At 72.0% G+C, this 18729-nt stretch carries 20 protein-coding genes; 14 read left to right on the forward strand and 6 right to left on the reverse strand.

The window, feature by feature from the left end; all coding sequences use genetic code 11:
* Window positions 1–146: 146 nt before the first annotated feature.
* Window positions 147–563: a hypothetical protein gene (locus tag ACULK4_RS01655; protein ID WP_445966886.1), complete on the reverse strand. Its 417-nt coding sequence runs from the start codon at window positions 561–563 to the stop codon at window positions 147–149.
* A gap of 101 nt (window positions 564–664) precedes the next feature.
* Window positions 665–1696: an o-succinylbenzoate synthase gene (locus tag ACULK4_RS01660; RefSeq protein ID WP_445966887.1), complete on the reverse strand. Its 1032-nt coding sequence runs from the start codon at window positions 1694–1696 to the stop codon at window positions 665–667.
* Between the two features lie 156 nt (window positions 1697–1852).
* Between ACULK4_RS01660 and ACULK4_RS01665 the strand changes: the two genes are divergently transcribed.
* The 4 genes from ACULK4_RS01665 (at window position 1853) to ACULK4_RS01680 (ending at window position 6296) form a co-directional block, all read left to right on the forward strand.
* Window positions 1853–2110 carry a hypothetical protein gene (locus ACULK4_RS01665; RefSeq protein ID WP_445966888.1) on the forward strand — a complete coding sequence of 86 codons (258 nt, stop codon included), beginning with the start codon at window positions 1853–1855 and terminating at the stop codon, window positions 2108–2110.
* A gap of 16 nt (window positions 2111–2126) precedes the next feature.
* Window positions 2127–3125, forward strand: a complete 999-nt coding sequence (locus tag ACULK4_RS01670) for a 1,4-dihydroxy-2-naphthoyl-CoA synthase (protein ID WP_445966889.1) — start codon at window positions 2127–2129, stop codon at window positions 3123–3125.
* 19 nt (window positions 3126–3144) lie between these two features.
* Window positions 3145–4455 (forward strand): AMP-binding protein, encoded by a 1311-nt coding sequence (locus ACULK4_RS01675; RefSeq protein ID WP_445966890.1) that lies wholly within the window; start codon window positions 3145–3147, stop codon window positions 4453–4455.
* 809 nt (window positions 4456–5264) lie between these two features.
* Entirely contained in the window at window positions 5265–6296 is a 1032-nt protein-coding gene (locus ACULK4_RS01680) for a 1,4-dihydroxy-2-naphthoate polyprenyltransferase (protein WP_445965187.1), read from the forward strand.
* Window positions 6297–6684: 388 nt separating this feature from the next.
* On the opposite strand, the gene ACULK4_RS01685 is transcribed toward ACULK4_RS01680, so the two are convergent.
* Window positions 6685–7044, reverse strand: a complete 360-nt coding sequence (locus tag ACULK4_RS01685) for a DUF4229 domain-containing protein (protein ID WP_445964726.1) — start codon at window positions 7042–7044, stop codon at window positions 6685–6687.
* Window positions 7045–7118: 74 nt separating this feature from the next.
* Between ACULK4_RS01685 and ACULK4_RS01690 the strand changes: the two genes are divergently transcribed.
* The 3 genes from ACULK4_RS01690 to ACULK4_RS01700 all read left to right on the forward strand — a co-directional run bounded on the left by ACULK4_RS01690 (window position 7119) and on the right by ACULK4_RS01700 (window position 10413).
* The gene (locus ACULK4_RS01690) at window positions 7119–7568 is read left to right on the forward strand and encodes a PLDc N-terminal domain-containing protein (protein WP_445964727.1); all 450 of its coding nucleotides are present in this window, start codon (window positions 7119–7121) and stop codon (window positions 7566–7568) included.
* Window positions 7561–9333 carry a 2-succinyl-5-enolpyruvyl-6-hydroxy-3-cyclohexene-1-carboxylic-acid synthase gene (gene menD, locus ACULK4_RS01695; protein WP_445964728.1) on the forward strand — a complete coding sequence of 591 codons (1773 nt, stop codon included), beginning with the start codon at window positions 7561–7563 and terminating at the stop codon, window positions 9331–9333. The genes ACULK4_RS01690 and menD overlap by 8 nt, the downstream gene beginning before the upstream one ends.
* Before the next feature lie 207 nt (window positions 9334–9540).
* Window positions 9541–10413, forward strand: coding sequence for a PPK2 family polyphosphate kinase (locus ACULK4_RS01700; protein ID WP_445964729.1), 873 nt, complete (start codon window positions 9541–9543; stop codon window positions 10411–10413).
* A gap of 66 nt (window positions 10414–10479) precedes the next feature.
* On the opposite strand, the gene ACULK4_RS01705 is transcribed toward ACULK4_RS01700, so the two are convergent.
* The gene (locus ACULK4_RS01705) at window positions 10480–11787 is read right to left on the reverse strand and encodes an isochorismate synthase (RefSeq protein WP_445964730.1); all 1308 of its coding nucleotides are present in this window, start codon (window positions 11785–11787) and stop codon (window positions 10480–10482) included.
* Window positions 11788–11818: 31 nt separating this feature from the next.
* Window positions 11819–12103, reverse strand: a complete 285-nt coding sequence (locus ACULK4_RS01710; protein ID WP_445964731.1) for a DUF427 domain-containing protein — start codon at window positions 12101–12103, stop codon at window positions 11819–11821.
* 267 nt (window positions 12104–12370) lie between these two features.
* Here ACULK4_RS01710 and ACULK4_RS01715 point away from each other — a divergent pair, with 267 nt between their 5' ends.
* The 3 genes from ACULK4_RS01715 to ACULK4_RS01725 all read left to right on the forward strand — a co-directional run bounded on the left by ACULK4_RS01715 (window position 12371) and on the right by ACULK4_RS01725 (window position 15687).
* The gene (locus ACULK4_RS01715; RefSeq protein WP_445964732.1) at window positions 12371–13090 is read left to right on the forward strand and encodes a demethylmenaquinone methyltransferase; all 720 of its coding nucleotides are present in this window, start codon (window positions 12371–12373) and stop codon (window positions 13088–13090) included.
* A gap of 61 nt (window positions 13091–13151) precedes the next feature.
* Window positions 13152–14276, forward strand: coding sequence for a polyprenyl synthetase family protein (locus ACULK4_RS01720; RefSeq protein ID WP_445964733.1), 1125 nt, complete (start codon window positions 13152–13154; stop codon window positions 14274–14276).
* A gap of 31 nt (window positions 14277–14307) precedes the next feature.
* Complete coding sequence (locus ACULK4_RS01725) at window positions 14308–15687, forward strand: FAD-dependent oxidoreductase (RefSeq protein WP_445964734.1); 1380 nt, start codon at window positions 14308–14310, stop codon at window positions 15685–15687.
* A gap of 10 nt (window positions 15688–15697) precedes the next feature.
* On the opposite strand, the gene ACULK4_RS01730 is transcribed toward ACULK4_RS01725, so the two are convergent.
* On the reverse strand, window positions 15698–16018 hold the full coding sequence (locus ACULK4_RS01730) for a hypothetical protein (RefSeq protein ID WP_445964735.1): 321 nt from the start codon (window positions 16016–16018) through the stop codon (window positions 15698–15700).
* 126 nt (window positions 16019–16144) lie between these two features.
* Between ACULK4_RS01730 and ACULK4_RS01735 the strand changes: the two genes are divergently transcribed.
* The 4 genes from ACULK4_RS01735 to ACULK4_RS01750 all read left to right on the forward strand — a co-directional run bounded on the left by ACULK4_RS01735 (window position 16145) and on the right by ACULK4_RS01750 (window position 18696).
* Window positions 16145–16810 (forward strand): prepilin peptidase, encoded by a 666-nt coding sequence (locus ACULK4_RS01735; protein ID WP_445964736.1) that lies wholly within the window; start codon window positions 16145–16147, stop codon window positions 16808–16810.
* A 215-nt stretch (window positions 16811–17025) separates the two neighbouring features.
* Window positions 17026–17208 (forward strand): Flp family type IVb pilin, encoded by a 183-nt coding sequence (locus ACULK4_RS01740; protein ID WP_445964737.1) that lies wholly within the window; start codon window positions 17026–17028, stop codon window positions 17206–17208.
* Between the two features lie 97 nt (window positions 17209–17305).
* Window positions 17306–17716, forward strand: a complete 411-nt coding sequence (locus tag ACULK4_RS01745; protein ID WP_445964738.1) for a TadE/TadG family type IV pilus assembly protein — start codon at window positions 17306–17308, stop codon at window positions 17714–17716.
* Window positions 17704–18696: a Tad domain-containing protein gene (locus ACULK4_RS01750; RefSeq protein ID WP_445964739.1), complete on the forward strand. Its 993-nt coding sequence runs from the start codon at window positions 17704–17706 to the stop codon at window positions 18694–18696. Before ACULK4_RS01745 ends, ACULK4_RS01750 begins: the two co-directional genes overlap by 13 nt.
* The last annotated feature ends 33 nt before the right edge of the window (window positions 18697–18729 follow it).

Genomic DNA, 18729 nt, shown 5'->3' on the forward strand with positions numbered 1-18729 from the left:
CGGGCGGGCGGGTGTGCGCCGCTCCGCCCGGACCGCATGGTTCGGCGCCCGGGTCCCCCCGCCCGGGCGCCGAACCGTGCACGAGGCGATGCCCGGCGGTTCCCCCTACGCGCCGGGCATCGTCGTCTCGTTCCGGCGAGTGCCGGCTAGAACGGCAGGTCGGCGCCGCAGGCCTCGAAGCTGCCCATGATGTCGCCGCCGTGCGCGGCGAAGATCTGGTCGATGCCGGAGCCGTCGCCGGCCTTCTCCGGGTGCGGGTTGTTCGAGGCGATGGTGCCGCCGTTCCCGTTCGCGCCCTTCACCATGATGGTGAACGACGTGGGCGCCCCGGTGGTCGCGTACGCGTCGAGCACGCACTCCGCGTCCTCCTCCGACAGGCCCATCGTGAGCTCCTCGACGTACACCGTGAGCCAGACGTCGGAGTGGGAAGCGCCCGCGTTCCCCTTGTCGGAGCGGTTGGGGTTGAAACACTCGTGCGCGTAGGCGGCTGCGCCGGTGCCGAGCACCGCGGCGGCCGCGAGCGCGACACCCGCGCCGATGTTGGTCATGGTCCGTCTGAACATCTCAATCCTCCGTGTGATCAGCGATTCATGCGCCATGACGATCAGCGCACGACCCCCACGGTCGCGTCTCCGTCGGCGCGAGGCATCCGTGTAGTCCCTGATTACCGGAGATCGGCCCCCGCTCCTGAATGCCCAGAGCTGGGGCTTGACAGCAGCGAGTGGCAGCGTTCGAGGCGCGCGAGCCACCACGCGGTGCGGTCCGCGTCGGCGGCGTACCGGTCGAGCAGCGCCGGGTCGGGGACGACGCGACGCACCTCGATCGCGCCGTCGCGGGGGAGCAGCGGGTCGCGCGTGACATCCGCCGCCAGCAGCGAGGCGGTGCCGAGGCCGCAGTCGTACTCGAGCTCGGGAACGGATGCCGCGAGGTGGGCCCCCATCGCGAGCCCGATGCTCGTGTCGAGGGCGCTCGAGACCACGACCGGCAGCCCGGCCCGCGCGACGATCTCGAGGGCGCGACGGATGCCGCCGAGCGGGGCGGCCTTGATCACGAGCAGGTCGGCCGCGCCCGCGCCGGCGACGGCGAGCGGGTCGTCGGCGCGGCGCACGCTCTCGTCGGCCGCGATGGGGATGCCCATGTACTTCGTGCGCCCGCGGATCTCGGCGAGCTCGTCGACGGTCGGGCACGGCTGCTCGACGTACTCGAGGTCGTACGGCGCGAGTTCGTGGATCGCGTGCTCGGCCTCGTCGATGTTCCAGCCGCCGTTGGCGTCGACGCGGATGCGGCCCTCGGGGCCCATCGCCTCGCGCACGGCCCGCACGCGCGCGACATCCTGGGCCAGGGTCTGATCGGATGCCGCGACCTTCACCTTCGCGGTCCGGCAGCCGGGGAACCGCTCGAGCACCGACGGCACCGCGTCGGGGTCGACCGACGGAACGGTCGCGTTCACGGGGATGCGGTCGCGCAGCGCGGGCGGCGGTGCGTGCCAGCCGAAGTCGATCGCGGCGGCGAGCCAGGCGGATGCCTCGTCGTCGTCGTACTCGACGAACGGCGCGAACTCGGTCCACCCCTCGGGGCCCTCGAACAGCACGGCCTCGCGCACGTCGATGCCGCGGAACCGCGTGACGAGCGGCAGTGCGACGACGCGAGCGGTCGCGAGCAGGTCGGACAGGGGCGGCACGGCGACGTCGCTCATGCCCCGAGTCTGCCACCCGCATCCTCTTCTCAGGACGGCGCGCCGCGGGCGCGCGCACCGCCCGGCGTGTCGTCCTGAGCACGAGGCGATTCGGGCGGCGGCTCCTGAGAAGCGTGCGAGGACGTCGCCCGGGTTGGCGCACGTAGGCTGGACGGCATGGCGGACGAGGGCGCGGTGGCGGTTCAGTCGACGGACACGACGACGGATGGACTCGGCTCGCTCGGCGTGGAGGCCGTCGAGGTGCGCGACTCCGTCGGCCGCAACGTCGTGATCGCGGTCATCGGGCTCGTGCTCGTCATGGCCGCCCTGGTGCCGCTCCTGTACGGCGCCCTCTGGGTGGGGTCCATCGTCTACGCCGCCGTGGTCTCGTTCCTCACCGGCGGGCCGGCCGAGCCGCCAGGCGCCGCGGTCTGAACGTAGGCTGGACGGCATGGCAGACGTGGTGTCCGAGCTGTTCGATGCGAGCGAGTGGGTGGATGCCGCGGCATCCGTCACCGGCTCAGCAGGTTTCACCGACATCACCTACCACCACTCGACCGACGGCCGCATCGCACGCATCGCATTCGACCGCCCCGAGGTGCGCAACGCGTTCCGCCCGCACTCGGTCGACGAGCTGTACCGCGCCCTCGAGGACGCGCGCACGAACCCGCGCATCGGCGTCGTGCTGCTCACCGGCAACGGGCCGAGCCCGAAGGACGGCGGGTGGGCGTTCTGCTCGGGCGGCGACCAGCGCATCCGGGGGCGCGACGGGTACCAGTACGAGGACCCGAGCGGGTCGAGGAGCGACGGCGGAGCCGACGCGTCTCGAGACCCCCAACCCGGGACGGATCTCGACACGGGCGCTGTGCGTGCTCCTCGACCCGCGGCTGCGAGTCTCGGCCGCCTGCATATCCTCGAGGTGCAGCGCCTCATCCGGTTCATGCCGAAGGTCGTCATCGCGGTCGTGCCGGGGTGGGCGGCGGGCGGCGGACACTCGCTGCACGTCGTGTGCGACCTCACGATCGCGAGCCGCGAGCACGGCCGCTTCAAGCAGACGGATGCCGAGGTCGGCAGCTTCGACGCCGGCTACGGGTCGGCGTACTTCGCGCGCCAGATCGGGCAGAAGTTCGCGCGCGAGGTGTTCTTCCTCGCCGAGGAGTACTCGGCCGAGCGGGCGCATGAGATGGGCGCCGTGAACCGGGTCGTGCCGCACGCCGACCTCGAGCGCGAGGCGATCGCGATGGCGCGCACCATCCTGACGAAGTCGCCCACGGCGATCCGCATGCTGAAGTTCGCGTTCAACGCGGTCGACGACGGCATGGTCGGGCAGCAGGTGTTCGCGGGTGAGGCGACCCGCCTCGCGTACGGCACCGATGAGGCCGTCGAGGGCCGCGACGCGTTCCTCGAGAAGCGCGACCCCGACTGGGGGCCCTACCCCTGGCACTATTGAGCCGCCGACGGATGCCGCGATGAAGCCGCTGCTGCAGGTCCCGGTGACGGATGTCGCCGCGCTCCGCGCGCTGCTCGCCGACGCGCTCGACGGCGGGCCGGCCGTGTGGCCCGTGCCGGCGCCTGCGGGTCGAGGAGCGGCGGAGCCGCGTTTCGCGACCGCGTCCGCCGGATCCCGCCCAGTGATGCCGATCCCGCCGAGTGATGCGGCTGCAGCGGCATCACTCGGCGCGAACGGCAACACTCGCGACGGCGAGGTCGTCGGCGAGGTGGGCGACGGCGTCGCGGTGGTCGTCGAGACCTCCGGGTCGACGGCCGCCCCCAAGCGCGTGACGCTCTCCGCGCACGCACTACGGGCGAGCGCCGAGGCATCCGCTGCCGCACTGGGCGGTCACGGCCGATGGGTGCTCGCGCTGCCGGCGCACTACGTCGCGGGGGTGCAGGTGCTCGTGCGCGGCATCGTCGCCGGCACCCCGCCGGTCGCGATGGCGCCGGACGAGCCCTTCACAGCCGAGGGCTTCGCCGCCGCGACCATGCGCCTCATGCGCCTGCGCGACGCACTGCCGCGGTACACGTCGCTCGTGCCCGTGCAGCTCGCGCGCGTCGTCGAGGCGGCCGAGGCCGATCCGTCCGGGCACCTGGCGCGCAACCTCGCGTTCTACGCGGCGATCCTCGTCGGTGGCCAGCGCGTCGATCCGGGGCTCGTCGAGCGGGCGGCGGCATTCGGCGCACGCGTCGTGCGGACTTACGGCTCGAGCGAGACCGCGGGCGGCTGCGTCTACGACGGGCGGCCGCTGCCCGGAGTGCTCGCGCGCGCGGTCGACGGCGAGCTCGAACTCGGTGGTCCGACGCTCGCGGACGGCTACCTCGACGACCCCGAGCGCACCGCTGCGGCGTTCGAGACCGACGCGAGCGGCATCCGCTGGTACCGCACGGGCGACCTCGGATCGGTCGGCGACGACGGAGTGCTGCGCGTGACCGGGCGTGCCGACGACGTGATCACCTCCGGCGGGGTGAAGGTCGTGCTCGGCGAGGTCGAGCGGGCCGTGCAGGGCGTGCCCGGGTTCGGCGACGCGGTCGCGGTCGCGGTGCCCGACCCCGAGTGGGGGGAGCGGGTCGCGGTCGTCGTCGCCGCCTCGGCCGATGCCGGGCCGGGTGCGCTCGACGCGCTGCGAACGGCGACGGATGCCGCGGGCCTCCCGCCCGCCGCCCGTCCCGTGCGCGTGGTGCCCATGCCGGCGGGCGACCTGCCGAGGCTCGCGTCGGGCAAGCCCGACCGCGTCGCGGCATCCGCTCTCGCCCGCGCCGCCACCGAGCCCGACGCCGGTTAGCGTTCGGCGACCGACTCGCCGCGGTCGCGGAGCACGCCGCGCCCAGCGCCGGGGCGCGGCGGCGCGGCTGCGCGGGCCGTCGCCGACTGCAGGATGGGGCGCGTCATCCGTCGCGTATCGGGTCCTTCGGGTGGGTGGTCCTGTGGTTCGGGGTCGGGCTCGGTGGTGCGGCGGGGTGGGCAGGCACGTACTGCAGGATGGGGCGCGTCATCCGTCGCATATCGGGCCCTTCGGGCGGGTGGTCCTGCGGTTCGGGACCGGGCTCGGTGGTGCGGCGGGGTGGGCAGGCACGTACTGCAGGATGGGGCGCGTCATCCGTCGCATATCGGGCCCTTCGAGCGGCTGGTCCTGCGGTTCGGGGTAGGGCTCGGTGGTGCGGCGGGGTGGGCAGGCACGTACTGCAGGATGGGGCGCGTCATCCGTCGCGTATCGGGCCCTTCGGGTGGATGGTCCTGCGGTTCGGGGTCGGGCTCGGTGGTGCGGCGGGGTGGGCAGGCACTACTGCAGGATGAGGCGCGTCATCCGTCGCGTATCGGGCCCTTCGAGCGGCTGGTCCTGCGGTCCGGGGTGGGGCGCGGTGGTGCGGCGGGGTCGAGGCGGTGGCGTGGCCGGGCGGGCCGCACGTACTGCAGGGCGGGCCGGCACGTACTGCAGGACGGGGCGCGTCATCCGTGGTGTGACGGGTCTGTCGGGGTGGCTGGTCCTGCGGTTCGGGATCCGGAGCGGATGGCGGATCCATGGCTGCGTCCGAGGTGCGGGCAGGCCTCGCCGAATACGATGTCGGGGTGGCACGCCCGAAACCCCAGCGCATGAACCCGTCCGCGAAGATCGCCAAGTCGAAGTCGAAGTCGAAGTCGAAGTCGACGTCGAATTCGACGTCGCCGTCGAAGTCGCGGCCGCCGGCGCGGTCCGGCAACCCCGCCAAGGCCGCCGCCGCGCCCGCCGTGCAACGGGGCCCGATCACCTGGCGCGACTGGGTCGGCGGTGCACGGCTGCGAACCCTGCCCCTCGCGATCGCCCCGGTCGCGCTCGGCACCGGGGCGGGCGTGCTGAGCCTCGCGTTCACCGATGAGCCGTGGCATCCGTGGCGGTTCGTGCTCGCGCTCATCGTGGCGCTGGCGCTGCAGGTCGGCGTCAACTACGCCAACGACTACTCCGACGGTATCCGCGGCACCGACGCGCACCGGGTCGGCCCGGCCCGGCTGACCGGGTCTGGGCTCGTGCCGCCGAAGCGCGTGCTCGCGGTCGCGCTGACGTTCTTCGCGATCGCCGCGGTCGCGGGACTCGTGCTCGTCGTGCTCACCCAGCAGTGGTGGCTGCTCGCGGTCGGCGCGGCGGCGATCGTCGCGGCGTGGTTCTACACGGGCGGAACCAGACCGTATGGCTACCAGGGCCTCGGTGAGCTGTTCGTGTTCGTGTTCTTCGGGCTCGTCGCGACCGCCGGGTCGGCGTTCGTCCAGGCGCTCACCGTGAACCTCGAGGCGTGGACGGGCGGTGCCGGCGTCGGCCTCATCGCGTGCGCGGTGCTCATGGCGAACAACCTGCGCGACATCGACCAGGATCGCGAGGCGGGCAAGCGAACCCTGGCGGTGATCGTCGGGCCGCTGGTGTCGCGCATCCTGTTCGCGGTGTTCCTGCTGCTGCCGTTCGGCGTGGTCGTCTTCTGGTCGTTCGTCTACCCGACCGCGATGCTGGTGCTGTTCGCGCTGCTCGCGGCGATCCCAGCGGCGGTCATCGTCGGCTGGGGGCGCACACCGCGCGAGTTCATCGCGGCGCTGCAGCTCGCGAGCCTCACCGGACTCGCCTACGGCGTGGGGATGGGGCTGGTCTTCGCGCTGTAGCACTCGCCTCGCGGCGTGGGGGAGGCCGCCGCCCCCGGGCCGGCCGTAGGGCAGTCTTCTTCTCGCTCCTGTCGACGTGGCCTCACATGAGGCGCGATCGAGGCGTGTGTTGGCGTCGCGATCGCTCTTGTCGACGTGGCCTCATATGAGGCGCGGTGGGTGTGTGTTCGCGTCGCGATCGGTCATGTCGGCGTCGCCTCACATGAGGTGAGATTGGAGATGCGCGGTGGGTCGCGCCGCGTTGCGGCGCGGGCCTGTCGGAGTCGCCTCATGTGAGGCGGCGTCGACACGAGCCAGATGGAAACTCTCATCCGCGTGTCACGCGGCCGGGGTCCCCATAGGGCGTTGCCCGCGGTGCGGCCGGTGCTGCCGGTGCTGCCTGCCGCCGCTATTCGGCCGCGCGGCGGGCGTCGGCGTCTGCATCGGCCGCGCGCGCGGCGTCGGCGTCCGCATCGGGTGCGGGCGGAGCGTCGGCCGGCGGTGCGGCGGCGGCGTCGACCGCTGCATCCTCGACCTCGTCGTCATCGCGTGCAACGGGCGTCTCGCGGTGACGCGCGGCGTAGAGGTCCTCGGCAAGTTGCTCGCGCTGACGGCGCAGGAAGATGAGCGACGCGCTGAAGCCGAACAGCGCGGCGACGAGCACGGCGATCCACGGGGTCACCCCGGCGACGAGCAGCACGACGAGCGGTGCGGCGAACAGCAGCACTCGGAGCAGCGTGTATCGGAGCCAGACAGGGATCTCGTTCACCCGATCAGTGTAGAAGTCCGATTCTGGGTGCCCGCTCCCAGCCGCCCGTGATGCTGCGCGCCTAGAATCGGGGAATGGTCCGCTTCTGGGTGATCGCGATCGTGGCCGTGGTGGTCTTCACGATCTACGCGGTGGTGGACTGCGCGCTCTTCGACCGCTCCCGCATCCGCGGACTTCCGCGCGGCTGGTGGATCGTCGTGATCCTCATCGTCCCCATCATCGGCGGCCTGCTGTGGTTCCTCGTCGGTCGCGGTCGCCCGCTGCGCTTCGGTCGCGGCGGCGGCGGTCGGCGCACCAACGCACCCGACGACGACCCCGAGTTCCTCCGTCGCCTGCGCGACGACGCCGAGCACGAGGAGCGCATCCGCCGTCTCGAGCAGGAGCTCGCCGAGCTCGACTCCGACGCCCCCGAGGCGGGGCAGCGCGGCGACGACGCGCTCGGCACCGACCGGCGGCGGCCCGACGGCACCGAGAACCCCGGGAACCCCGGCGACCCAGGCGGGTCCGGCCGGCCGAATGCGTGAGGCGCGCGCCGTCGCCTCTCCCGCGACGGCGTCGGCGCTTGCGCTGCTGTCCGAGTTCGTCCGCCTCGGGGTGACCGACGTCATCGTCGCACCCGGTTCCCGCTCGCAGGCGCTCGCGCTCGCCGCGGCCGAGCTCGAACGGGTCGGCGCGATCCGCCTGCACGTCCGCATCGATGAGCGCGGCGCCGGATTCCTCGCGCTCGGGCTCGCGGTCGAGTCCGGGCGTCCCGCGGTGGTCGTCACCACGTCGGGCACCGCGGTCGCGAACCTGCACCCGGCCGTGCTCGAGGCGCACCACGCGGGCGTGCCCCTCATCGTCGCGACGGCCGATCGCCCGGCGGAACTGCGCGGCATCCGCTCGAACCAGACCACGATGCAGCCCGGCATCTTCGCCGGCGCGGTGCGGCTCGAACGCGACGTCGACGCACCCGACGGCCGACCCGGTGAAGCGGATGCCGCGGCCGCCCTCGCGCGCGAAGCGCTGCACGCCGCGCTCGGGGTCGACGCCGACGGCGTGCTCGTCCCACGCCCCGGCCCGGGTCCGGTGCACCTGAACCTCCAGCTGCGCGAGCCGCTGTCGACTCCCGTCGAGGTGGCCGAGGGCGACGTGCCGAGAGCGGATGCCGCGGCATCCGTCACCCGCACCCCGCCGGCGGCACGCTCGGGGGCGCACATCGCACGCCTCGAGCACGGACCCCGCACCGTCGTCATCGCGGGCGCCGGAGCCGGGCCCGAGGCCGAGGAGCTCGCCCGCGCCGGCGGCTGGCCGCTGATCGCCGAGGTCACGAGCGGCGCACGGTTCGGGCCGAACCTCGTCGTCGCATACCGCGAGCTGCTGCGCGAACCCGGCTTCGGCGACCGGGTCGAACGCGCGATCGTCTTCGGGCACCCGACGCTGTCGCGCGAGGTGCCCGCGCTGGTGCAGCGCGACGACGTCGAGTCGATCGCGGTCGCGCCGTGGGGCATCGAATGGTTCGACCCGGGGCACGCCGTCGACCGGTTCGAGCGGGCCGTCGCGGTCGCGCCGCACGAGCCGACCGCCGACGAGCGGGCGTGGACGGGCCGCTGGGTGCGCGCGAGCCGCATGCTGGTCGACGAGGCCAGCGCCGCGGCCGAGCACGGCGGGGTCCGCGACGGTGTCGACGAGACCGGCCACGTGACCGACTTCGCCGCCCAGCGCGAATACCTGCGCGACCAGCTCGCCCGCGTCCGGCAGCCCGTCGACCGGCGCATGCTCGTCGAAGCGCTCTGGGCGGCGACCTGGCCGCACGACCGACTCGTGTTCGGCGCCTCCCGGCTGATCCGCGACGCCGACCGGGTCGTCCCGGGCCGGCGCATCGTCGCGCACGCGAACCGCGGGCTCGCCGGCATCGACGGCACGGTCGCCACGTCGATCGGCATCGCGATCGCGAGCCAGTCGGGTGAGCACGCCCACGGCACCACCCGCGCGCTCATCGGCGACCTGACACTGCTGCACGACGTCGGCTCGCTGCTGCTCGGCGACGGCGAGCCGCGACCGCGCGTGCTCGTGATCGTCGGCAACGACGGCGGCGGCACCATCTTCGACGCGCTCGAGGTCGCGGCATCCGCCCCCGCCGAGGCGTTCGACCGGGTGCAGTTCACGCCGCAGCGGGTCGACCTGGCACGGCTCGCGGGCGCCTACGGCTGGGAGTACCGGCGCGCGACGACGCGCGGCGAGCTCGACGAGGCGCTCGGCACGGCCGTCACCGGTCCGACGCTCCTCGAGGTGCCGCTGCCGCGCTGAGCGAGACCCTTGCCGCGACGGACCCGCCCCACGCGCGCCGCGCGCGCTCAGCTCCGACGGAGATGCGATCCGCCACCCCGGACTCACGGCCCGGAGCCCGGCCTGCCCGATCGCATATCCGCGGGGACGGACGAGGTGAGGGCAGCAGGGCCCCTTGCCGTGGCATCCGTCACGCCCCGAAGATGGGGGAGCGGCGCTGCTGCCGCGATGAGAGGGGACCCGGTGGGCCTGGAGACGTACTGGAACGAAGACCCGTCGGACACGCTGCGGGTGCGGCAGGGATTCCGGCTCGACGAGGTGAGCACGAGCGCCACGCCGGGCTTCGACGGCGACAAGTCCGACGCGGCAGAGTCGCTCGCCGAAGGCTCCCTGATCCTCGCCGAGCTGCAGGAGAAGCTGTACGCGGGCGCGCAGATGGGCGGCGACCCGCGACGGGTGCTGCTCGTGCTGCAGGCCATGGACACGGCCGGCAAGGGCGGCATCGTCAAGCACGTGATGACCGCCGTCGACCCGCAGGGCGTGCAGGTCGCGTCGTTCAAGAAGCCCACCGAGGAGGAGCTCGCGCAGGACTTCCTCTGGCGCATCCGGAAGGAGCTGCCGGAAGCCGGCATGATCGGCGTGTTCGACCGCTCGCACTACGAGGACGTGCTCATCGCGAGGGTCCGCGAGCTCGCGGAGCCCGACGAGCTTGAGCGGCGGTACGAGGCCATCAACGAGTTCGAGGCCGAGCTCGCGGCATCCGGCACCACCATCATCAAGGTCATGCTGCACATCTCGACCGACGAGCAGCGAGACCGGCTGATGAAGCGGCTCGAGCGGCGCGACAAGCACTGGAAGTTCAATCCCGGCGACATCGACGAGCGGATGCTGGCGCCCATGTACCGCGAGGCCTACCAGGTCGCATTCGAGCGCACGACGATGCCGCACGCGCCGTGGTACGTGATCCCGGCCGACCGCAAGTGGTACGCGCGGCTCGCGGTGCAGCACCTGCTCATCGACGCGCTCGACGCGATGAAGCTCGACTGGCCCGTCGCCGACTACGACATCGAGGAGCAGAAGGCGCGGCTCGCGGTCAGCTGATCGCGTGCGAGGGTCGAGGCGTTCGAGACAGGCGCGGGCGCCCTCCTCGACCCGCAGATGCGCGCGCTACGGGACGGACGGCGAGGGCGGCGGCCCCCCGAACGCCTCGACGATGGGGCGGAACTTCATGTCGGTCTCGGCGAGCTCGTCGGCCGGCATCGAGTCGTGCACGATGCCGCAGCCCGCGTACGCGTGCACCGTGCCATCCGGCGACACCTGCGCGCAGCGCAGCGCGATCGCCCACTCGCCGTCGCCGTCGGCGTCGATCCAGCCGACCGGCCCGGCGTAGCGCCCGCGGTCGAAGCCCTCGAGCTCGGCGATCGCGGCGAGCGCGACCTCGCGCGGCGTGCCCGCGACCGCCGCGGTGGGGTGCACCGCGGCGACCAGGTCGAGCGAGCTCGAGCCGTCGCCGAGCGTGCCCTTGAGGTCGGTCGCGAGGTGCCACAGGTTCGGAAGCTGGAGCGTGAACGGCTCGGGGCTCGCGTCGAGCCGCGCCGTGTGCGGTGCGAGCGTGGCGACGGCGGACTCGACGGCGAGCGCGTGCTCGGCGAGGTCCTTGTGCGAGCCGGCGAGGCGCGCGGCCTGCTCGCGGTCGGATGCCGGGTCGCGACCGCGCGACGCAGTGCCGGCGAGCACGCGTGCCGAGACGGTGCCGTGGTCGACGCGCACGAGCGTCTCGGGGCTCGCGCCGATGAGCCCGTCGACGGCGAACACCCACGTGTCGGGGTAGTCGTCGGCGAGCTTGGCGAGCGCGGCGCGCAGGCCCGCGTCCTCGTGCAGTTCGCCGACGAGCTGGCGTGCGAGCACGACCTTCTCGAAGAGCCCGTCGTCGATGCGGCGGACGGCCTCGTCGACGGCGGACCGGTACGCCTCGGGTGGCATCGCCCCGGATTCGAACCGCACGCGCGGCACGTCGCGCTTCGGCGCCGGTTCGGGCAGTTCGACCGGCGGTGCCGGGGCGACGGATGCCGCGTCGAGCACCTCGATCCGCGTGACCCACGCGCGTCCGTCACGGCGACCGAGCACGATCTCGGGCACGACGAGCACGCTCGTCGCCGCGGAGTCGTCGGCGAACGCGATCGCGCCGAACGCGACGAGCCCGGAGCCGGGCAGGCCGACGCGGTCGTCGAGGTCGGCGGCGGCGGCGAGCCGCCGCCAGGCGCGAGCGGCGTCGGCGATCCGGTTCGCGCCGCGGGTCTCGATGCGCAGCACCTCGCCGAGTCCGATGATGCCCTCGCCACGGCGCATCCACAGCAGCGGATGCCGCGGGTCGAGCCGGGGCACGAGGGGCGCGGTCTCGTCGACCGCGACGGTGCGGACGCGCAACCTCGTGTCGGTGGCGGCGGGGCGCGCCGCGGCATCCGTTCGCGTCACCGGACCAGCCTACGCCGCGGCCCGGGCGGGACTACGCGGGGACGACGTCGACGCCGCGCCAGAACGCGACGTGGTCGCGGATCTCGGCGGCCGCGCTCGACGGCTCGGGGTAGTACCAGGCGGCGTTGGGGTTGCGCTGCCCGTCGACCTCGACGTGGAAGTACTTCGCGGTGCCCTTCCAGTGGCACACGCTGCGGTTCTCGCTGTCGGCGAAGAACTCGGGGCGGATCGCCTCGCGGGGGAAGTAGTGGTTGCCCTCGACCACGACCGTGTCGTCGGACTCTGCGATGACCGTGCCGTTCCAGATGGCCTTCATGGGTGTTCCTCCGTTTCGTGCGACGGCAGGGTGCGCCGCATCCGTCATCGACAGCCAACGCGACGCGCCTGCGGATTCATCCCATTGCATGGAAACGCTCAGGGTTCCCGGGTGAATTCGCAGGATGAGACGAGTCAGGGGCCTCACCTGAGGCGGATGGCGCGTCCGATCCTGCGGTTCGGGTTCGGGTTCGGGTTCGGGTTCGGGTTCGGTGGCCGCGGCATCCGCTCACCGCCGCCGCCCAGTGCCGAATCGTAGACTCGCAGCATGACGCGCGCTGACCTCGGCAAGGACCCCCGTGACGTCTCGGCGATGTTCGACCGGGTGGCCGCGCGGTACGACCGCACGAACACGGTGCTGTCCGTCGGCAACGCGGCGCTGTGGCGCGTCGCGACCACGAAGGCGGTCGCGCCGAAGCCGGGCGAGCGCATCCTCGACGTCGCCGCCGGCACGGGCACCTCGAGCGCGAGCCTCGCGAAGTCGGGCGCGAGCGTCGTCGCCGCCGACTTCTCGCCGGGCATGATCGAGGTCGGCCGCCGCCGCCAGGCGCACGTGCCGAACCTCGTGTTCGTCGAAGCGGACGCCATGCACCTCCCGTTCGACGACGATCAGTTCGACGCCGTCACGATCTCGTTCGGCCTCCGCAACGTGAAGGAGCCGAAGGTCGCGCTCGCCGAGTTCCTGCGCGTGACGAAGCCCGGCGGACGCCTCGTGGTGTGCGAGTTCTCGCACCCGCCGGTGGGCATCGTTCGCGCCGGGTACGACTTCTACCAGCGCGTGATCATGCCGCCTCTGGTGAAGCTGTCGAGCTCGAACGACGACGCCTACGAGTACCTGAACGAGTCGATCAACGCCTGGCCCGACCAGCATCGGCTGGCCGCGTGGATCCGCGAGGCCGGGTGGGCGGATGTCGCGTGGCGCAACCTCACGGCCGGCGTCGTCGCGCTGCACCGGGCGCGCAAGCCGCTCGACGTGGTGGACAGCTGAGGGTTCCGCGTTCGACGACCTCGCAGCATCCGCTCGGCTCGCTCTCGGTAGGCTGGGCGACGTGAATCCGAGCCATCCGGTCGTCCGCCGCGGGTCGAAGCTCGCGGCCAACCTCGGCCTCAGCGAGCGCGTGTTCGCGACCTCGGCCGACCGGGCCATGGCGCGGTCCATCGACGACGGCCTCGATCGCGTCGAGGCGGGGCTCGTCGAGCAGGTGCGCTTCGCCGACTCCCTCGCGGATGTCTCCAGCCGCTACCTGCTCGAGGCCGGCGGCAAGCGCGTTCGCCCGATGCTCACGCTCCTCGCCTCGCAGCTCGGCGACGGCGTCATCGACGACGTGGTCACCGCGGCGATGGCGATCGAGATCACGCACCTCGGCTCGCTGTACCACGACGACGTCATGGACGAGTCCGACCGGCGCCGCGGCGTGCCGACCGCGCAGAACGTCTGGGGCAACTCGGTCGCGATCCTGACCGGCGACCTGCTGTTCGCCCGGGCGAGCCAGCTCATGGCGAAGCTGGGCGAGCGCGCCATCCGCATGCAGGCCGACACGTTCGAGCGGCTCGTGCTGGGCCAGCTCAACGAGACCGTCGGTCCCGACGCCGACGAGGACCCGATCGAGCACTACATCCAGGTGCTGGCCGACAAGACCGGCTCGCTCATCGCCGCGGCCGCGCAGTCGGGCATCGTGTTCTCGAACGCCGACCCGGCCCTCGAGCCGCCCATCGTCGAGTTCGGCGAGAAGATCGGCGTCGCGTTCCAGCTCATCGACGACGTCATCGACCTGTCGCCGCAGCCGGAGGAGACCGGCAAGGTGCCCGGCACCGACCTGCGCGCAGGCGTCGTGACCCTGCCCCTGCTGCGTCTCGAAGACCTGGCGAAGACGGATGCCGCGGCGGCCGACCTGCTCGAACGGATCCGTCGCGACGTGCTGCCCCCCGACGCGGCATCCGGCAGCCCCGACCCGGTCGACACGAACACGGGCGCCTCGCGGATCGTGCCGTCGCGTGCGACGATCGACGCCCTCGTCGACGAGCTGCGCGAGCACGAGGCGACGCGCGCTACGCTCGCTGAGGCCCACCGCTGGGCGCGCGACGCGGTCGCGGCGCTCGCGCCCGTGCCCGAGGGCAGCGTGAAGAAGGCGCTCACCCGCTTCGCCGACACCATCGTGGAGCGCACGTCGTGACGCCCGCATCGACCACAGGAGGACTTCACCGGTGACCAGGAACAAGCTGCGTCTGGCCATCATCGGCGCAGGCCCCGCCGGCATCTACGCCGCCGACATCCTGCTCAAGGCCGAGCGGCACTTCGACGTCTCCATCGACCTGTTCGACCACCTGCCCGCCCCGTACGGGCTGGTGCGGTACGGCGTCGCGCCCGACCACCCGCGCATCAAGGGCATCATCACGGCGCTGCGCGAGGTGCTCGACCGCGGCGACATCCGCATCTTCGGCAACGTGCGCTTCGGCGAGGACATCACCCTCGACGACCTGAAGAAGCACTACAACGCGGTGATCTTCGCCACGGGCGCGGTGAAGGATGCGTCGCTGAACATCCCCGGCGTCGAGCTCGAGGGTTCGTACGGCGCGGCCGACTTCGTCAGCTGGTACGACGGCCACCCCGACTACCCGCGCGAGTGGCCGCTCGACGCGCGGTCGGTCGGCATTATCGGCAACGGCAACGTCGCGCTCGACGCGGCGCGCATGCTCGCGAAGCACCCGGAAGACCTGCTGCCGACCGAGATTCCCGCGAACGTGTACGAGGGGCTCTTGAAGTCGCCCGTCACCGACGTGCACGTCTTCGGCCGCCGCGGCCCGACCTCCGTCAAGTTCACCCCGCTCGAGCTGCGCGAACTCGGCGAGCTGCGCGACGTCGACATGATCGTCTACGACGAGGACTTCGACTACGACGACGCCGCGCGTGCCGCGGTCGCCGGCAACAAGCAGGTGTTCGTCATCGACAAGGTCCTGCAGCAGTGGCGCAAGCGCGAGGTCGGCCAGGCGTCGCGCCGCCTGCACCTGCACTTCTTCGCCAAGCCGCTCGAGATCGTCGACGACGGCACCAGTCGGGTGGGCGCCATCCGCTACGAGCGCACCGCGCCGGATGGCGAGGGCGGGGTCGTCGGCACCGGCGAGATCCGCGAGATCCCCATTCAGGCGCTGTACCGTGCGGTCGGCTACTTCGGGTCGCCGCTGCCGGGGATCCCGTTCGACAAGAAGTTCGGCGTCATCCCGAACCACGAGGGCCAGGTGCTGATCCGCGACAAGGAGAGCGGACAGTCGCGCCAGATGTACGGCGTGTACGCGACCGGCTGGATCAAGCGTGGACCCGTGGGCCTGATCGGGCACACCAAGTCCGACGCGATGGAGACGATCAAGCACCTCATCAACGACCTCGGCAACTGGTGGCGGCCCGAGTCGCCGTCGGAGGAGTCGGTGATCGAGCTGCTCGAGTCCCGCGGCATCCGCTGGACCGATCTCGACGGATGGCACCGCCTCGACGAGCACGAGCAGGCGCTCGGCGCCGCCGAGGAGCGCAAGCGCATCAAGGTCGTGCCCCGCGACGAGATGGTGGGGATCTCGCGCGGCGAGGTCTAGCTCCGACCTGCTACGACTGCCGCCCGACCGGCGGCTCACCCACGTATTCGTGCGCCTCGCGCGCAAGCTCCGACCAGAGCTCCCGGTCGGCGACCCGCACCCACGTGGGGCTGTCGCCGCCCTGCGTGGAGTGGAAGGGCACGGCGATGCCCCGGCGGCGCAGGTCGGCGGACCGCCGTTCGGGCAGGTCGACGACGAGTTCTCGGCCGTCGAGGAAGGCGAACAGATGGCCCTTCACGAGCAGTCCGTCGGGAGTGGCGTCGACGTCGTAGTCGGCATCCTTCAGCAGCTCGTCCACGATCGCGTCGTAGGTCGCCTTCACCTCGTCCATCCGCGTGGCCCCTCTCCGTGGCGCATGGGATCGTGAGCGTCACACTACGCCGTATCTGCATCCCCGGTCGTCGAGCAGCACCGAAGGCGCATATCGAGACCCGCCCCCTCCGCTACGCTGCCGAGCATGCCGTCCGATGCCGCCACGATCGCCCTGATCGCGGCGGCATCGCTCCTCGGAGCATTGCTCGGCTGGTGGCAGCTCGCCGTCTGGGCAGACCGGTCCATCCACCGGCCTTCTTCCGAGCGGATGCCGCTGCGCCGGCTCCGCGTCTGGTCGGCGCTCGCGACCGCCGTGTCGTTCGGCCTCCTCGCCTGGCGCTTCGGCCTCGACCCCGTGCTGCCGGCCCTGCTCGCCCTCGCCGCCACCGGAGTCGTGCTGTCGATCGTCGACCTCACCGAGCACCGCCTGCCGAACGCGGTCATGCTGCCGACGCTGGTGCTGCTCGCCGCCCTGCTCGTGCTCGCATCGGCGCTGTCGGGGGAGTGGATGTCGCTGCTCTGGGCGCTCGCGGGCGGAGCCGGCATGTTCGCGCTGTACCTCGTGCTCGCGCTCATCTCGCCGTCGGCGATGGGCATGGGCGACGTGAAATTCGCGGCGCCGCTCGGGTTGGTGCTCGGGTGGTTCGGGTGGTGGGTATGGGTGTGGGGCGTGTTCGCGGGATTCGCGGTCGGTGCCCTGGTGTCCTTGGCGGCCCTCGCGGTGCGGCGGGTGACGCTGAAAGGGTCGCTTCCGTTCGGCCCGTCGATGCTCGCGGGGGCACTCCTCGCGCTGCTTGTGCTCGGTGTCTGACCAGCCTTTCGGACCGGATTCTCCGCAACCGGCCGAAGAGATTAGCAGTGCTCCGGTAACGGCCCGATCACGAACGCACTGGCCCAGACCCCCAAAGAGGGGGTGCCCCGAAGTGGGGCATATACGGGGGGCTGCGGCCACCTATACCTTCGTCAAACCGCTTGCGTGCAAGCGGTCCCTCTATTTGTTTTGCTTCGACCCGAAGGGTGCCCCTCATGAACAAGCTCGTTGCCAAGGCCCAGGCCCGCATCGCCTCGATCCGCAGCCAGGAGGAGGGCGCGACCGCGGTCGAGTACGGCCTCATGGTCTCGCTCATCGCCGTCGTGATCATCACCGCGGTGACCCTCATCGGCACCAACCTCGACCTGATCTTCAACGCCGTCGCGGCCGCGCTCTAGTCCGCTGCCTCCAGGCCGACTTCGATCCTCCGTGCACTGGAGGTCGTCAGACGACGACCTCCAGTGCACGGACATGTCCTGAGGAGCGTCTGAACACGTGAGGATCTTGTCCCTACGCAAGGAGCGTGGTGCGGCCGCGGTCGAGTTCGCGCTCGTGCTGCCGATCCTGCTCGCCCTCATCCTCGGTATCTTCGAGTTCGGGCGGCTGTTCAACATTCAGATCCAGATCTCGAACGCCGCCCGCGAGGCGGCCCGCGTCATGGCCATCCGCGACAGCGTGGGCGAGGCGCAGGCCGCCGCGATCGCGACGGCGCCCGCCCTGAATCCTGACCTCACCGCCGACCAGGTCTCGCTGAGCGTCGGCACGTGCGAGGACGCCCCGGAGGGCACCCCCGTCCACGCGACGGTGACCTACACGGCCGACCTGATCGTCCCCGGATTCTGGGAGTGGGCGACGGGCAACGACTTCACCCTCCAGGCGGAAGGACAGATGGTATGCGGCGGCTGATCCGACGGTTTCGACGTGCCGAGCGCGGCGCGAGCGCCGTGCTCGTCGGCCTGCTGATCGTTCCCCTCATCGGTGCCGCGGCCATCGCCGTCGACGTCGGCGCGATGTACGCCGAGCGTGCCGCCCAGCAGAACGGCGCTGACGGTGCGGCACTCGCCATCGCGAGTGCATGTGCGAAGGACGAGGCCGGCTGCGGCGCGGGGGCTCAGGCCATGGCCAGCGAGTTCGTGCTGCAGAACGCGATGATCTCCGAGCCCAGCGCTCTGACGCCGCAGATCGACTTCGACGCCCACCTGGTGACGGTGGCCACCGAGAACACGGTCAGCCATCCGCTCGCCGCCGTGCTGACCGGCACCGCGTCGTCGACCGTGCAGGCCGTCAGCTCCGCCGAATGGGGCAGCCCGAACGCGGGCATCGTGCTCCCGCTCGCGCTCTCCCTTTGCGAGTTCCAGGACCCCGACAGCGGCGTCCGAGTCCTCATCGAGTACCACCAGACCAGCGAGAACGACTGTACCCGCGACGACGGCCAGCCCATCGAGGGCGGATTTGGCTGGCTCGATCTCGAGGGCGGAGCCTGCGAGACGTACATCGACCTCGATTCCGGCTACGTCGGCAGCGATCCGGGCATCGACCCTGCGAACGAGTGCACCGCGCTCTTCAGCGACCTCGAGGGCCAGACGGTGCTGGTCCCCGTCTACGACGGCGGGAACGACATCAATGGCGCCAACGGCGAGTTCCACATCTACGCCTTCGCGGCCTTCGTCGTGACCGGCTGGAAGCTGACCGGTGGCGGCCCCGGCGTCTTCAACAACCCGGACCCGCTCGCGCCGGCCTGCGTCGGTGCGTGCCGCGGCCTCCAGGGCTACTTCACGGAATGGGTCGACCTCGGAGCCGACTGGGAGGTCGGCGGTCCGGACCTCGGCGTCGACGTCGTCCGTCTGAAGATCACCGACAGCCAGCTCGCCGACCTCCTCAACTGATCTCCTCCCTGCGCGTCCCCGCCGTTCGACCCG

This window comes from Agromyces selenitireducens, assembly GCF_052748465.2.

Bases quoted from the DNA above. Each gene is read 5' to 3' on its own strand.
- ACULK4_RS01655 (WP_445966886.1), bottom strand. From the start codon at position 563: ATGTTCAGACGGACCATGACCAACATCGGCGCGGGTGTCGCGCTCGCG.
- ACULK4_RS01660 (WP_445966887.1), bottom strand. From the start codon at position 1,696: ATGAGCGACGTCGCCGTGCCGCCCCTGTCCGACCTGCTCGCGACCGCT.
- ACULK4_RS01665 (WP_445966888.1), top strand. From the start codon at position 1,853: ATGGCGGACGAGGGCGCGGTGGCGGTTCAGTCGACGGACACGACGACG.
- ACULK4_RS01670 (WP_445966889.1), top strand. From the start codon at position 2,127: ATGGCAGACGTGGTGTCCGAGCTGTTCGATGCGAGCGAGTGGGTGGAT.
- ACULK4_RS01675 (WP_445966890.1), top strand. From the start codon at position 3,145: ATGAAGCCGCTGCTGCAGGTCCCGGTGACGGATGTCGCCGCGCTCCGC.
- ACULK4_RS01680 (WP_445965187.1), top strand. From the start codon at position 5,265: ATGAACCCGTCCGCGAAGATCGCCAAGTCGAAGTCGAAGTCGAAGTCG.
- ACULK4_RS01690 (WP_445964727.1), top strand. From the start codon at position 7,119: ATGGTCCGCTTCTGGGTGATCGCGATCGTGGCCGTGGTGGTCTTCACG.
- menD (WP_445964728.1), top strand. From the start codon at position 7,561: ATGCGTGAGGCGCGCGCCGTCGCCTCTCCCGCGACGGCGTCGGCGCTT.
- ACULK4_RS01700 (WP_445964729.1), top strand. From the start codon at position 9,541: ATGAGAGGGGACCCGGTGGGCCTGGAGACGTACTGGAACGAAGACCCG.
- ACULK4_RS01710 (WP_445964731.1), bottom strand. From the start codon at position 12,103: ATGAAGGCCATCTGGAACGGCACGGTCATCGCAGAGTCCGACGACACG.
- ACULK4_RS01715 (WP_445964732.1), top strand. From the start codon at position 12,371: ATGACGCGCGCTGACCTCGGCAAGGACCCCCGTGACGTCTCGGCGATG.
- ACULK4_RS01730 (WP_445964735.1), bottom strand. From the start codon at position 16,018: ATGGACGAGGTGAAGGCGACCTACGACGCGATCGTGGACGAGCTGCTG.
- ACULK4_RS01735 (WP_445964736.1), top strand. From the start codon at position 16,145: ATGCCGTCCGATGCCGCCACGATCGCCCTGATCGCGGCGGCATCGCTC.
- ACULK4_RS01740 (WP_445964737.1), top strand. From the start codon at position 17,026: ATGAACAAGCTCGTTGCCAAGGCCCAGGCCCGCATCGCCTCGATCCGC.
- ACULK4_RS01750 (WP_445964739.1), top strand. From the start codon at position 17,704: ATGCGGCGGCTGATCCGACGGTTTCGACGTGCCGAGCGCGGCGCGAGC.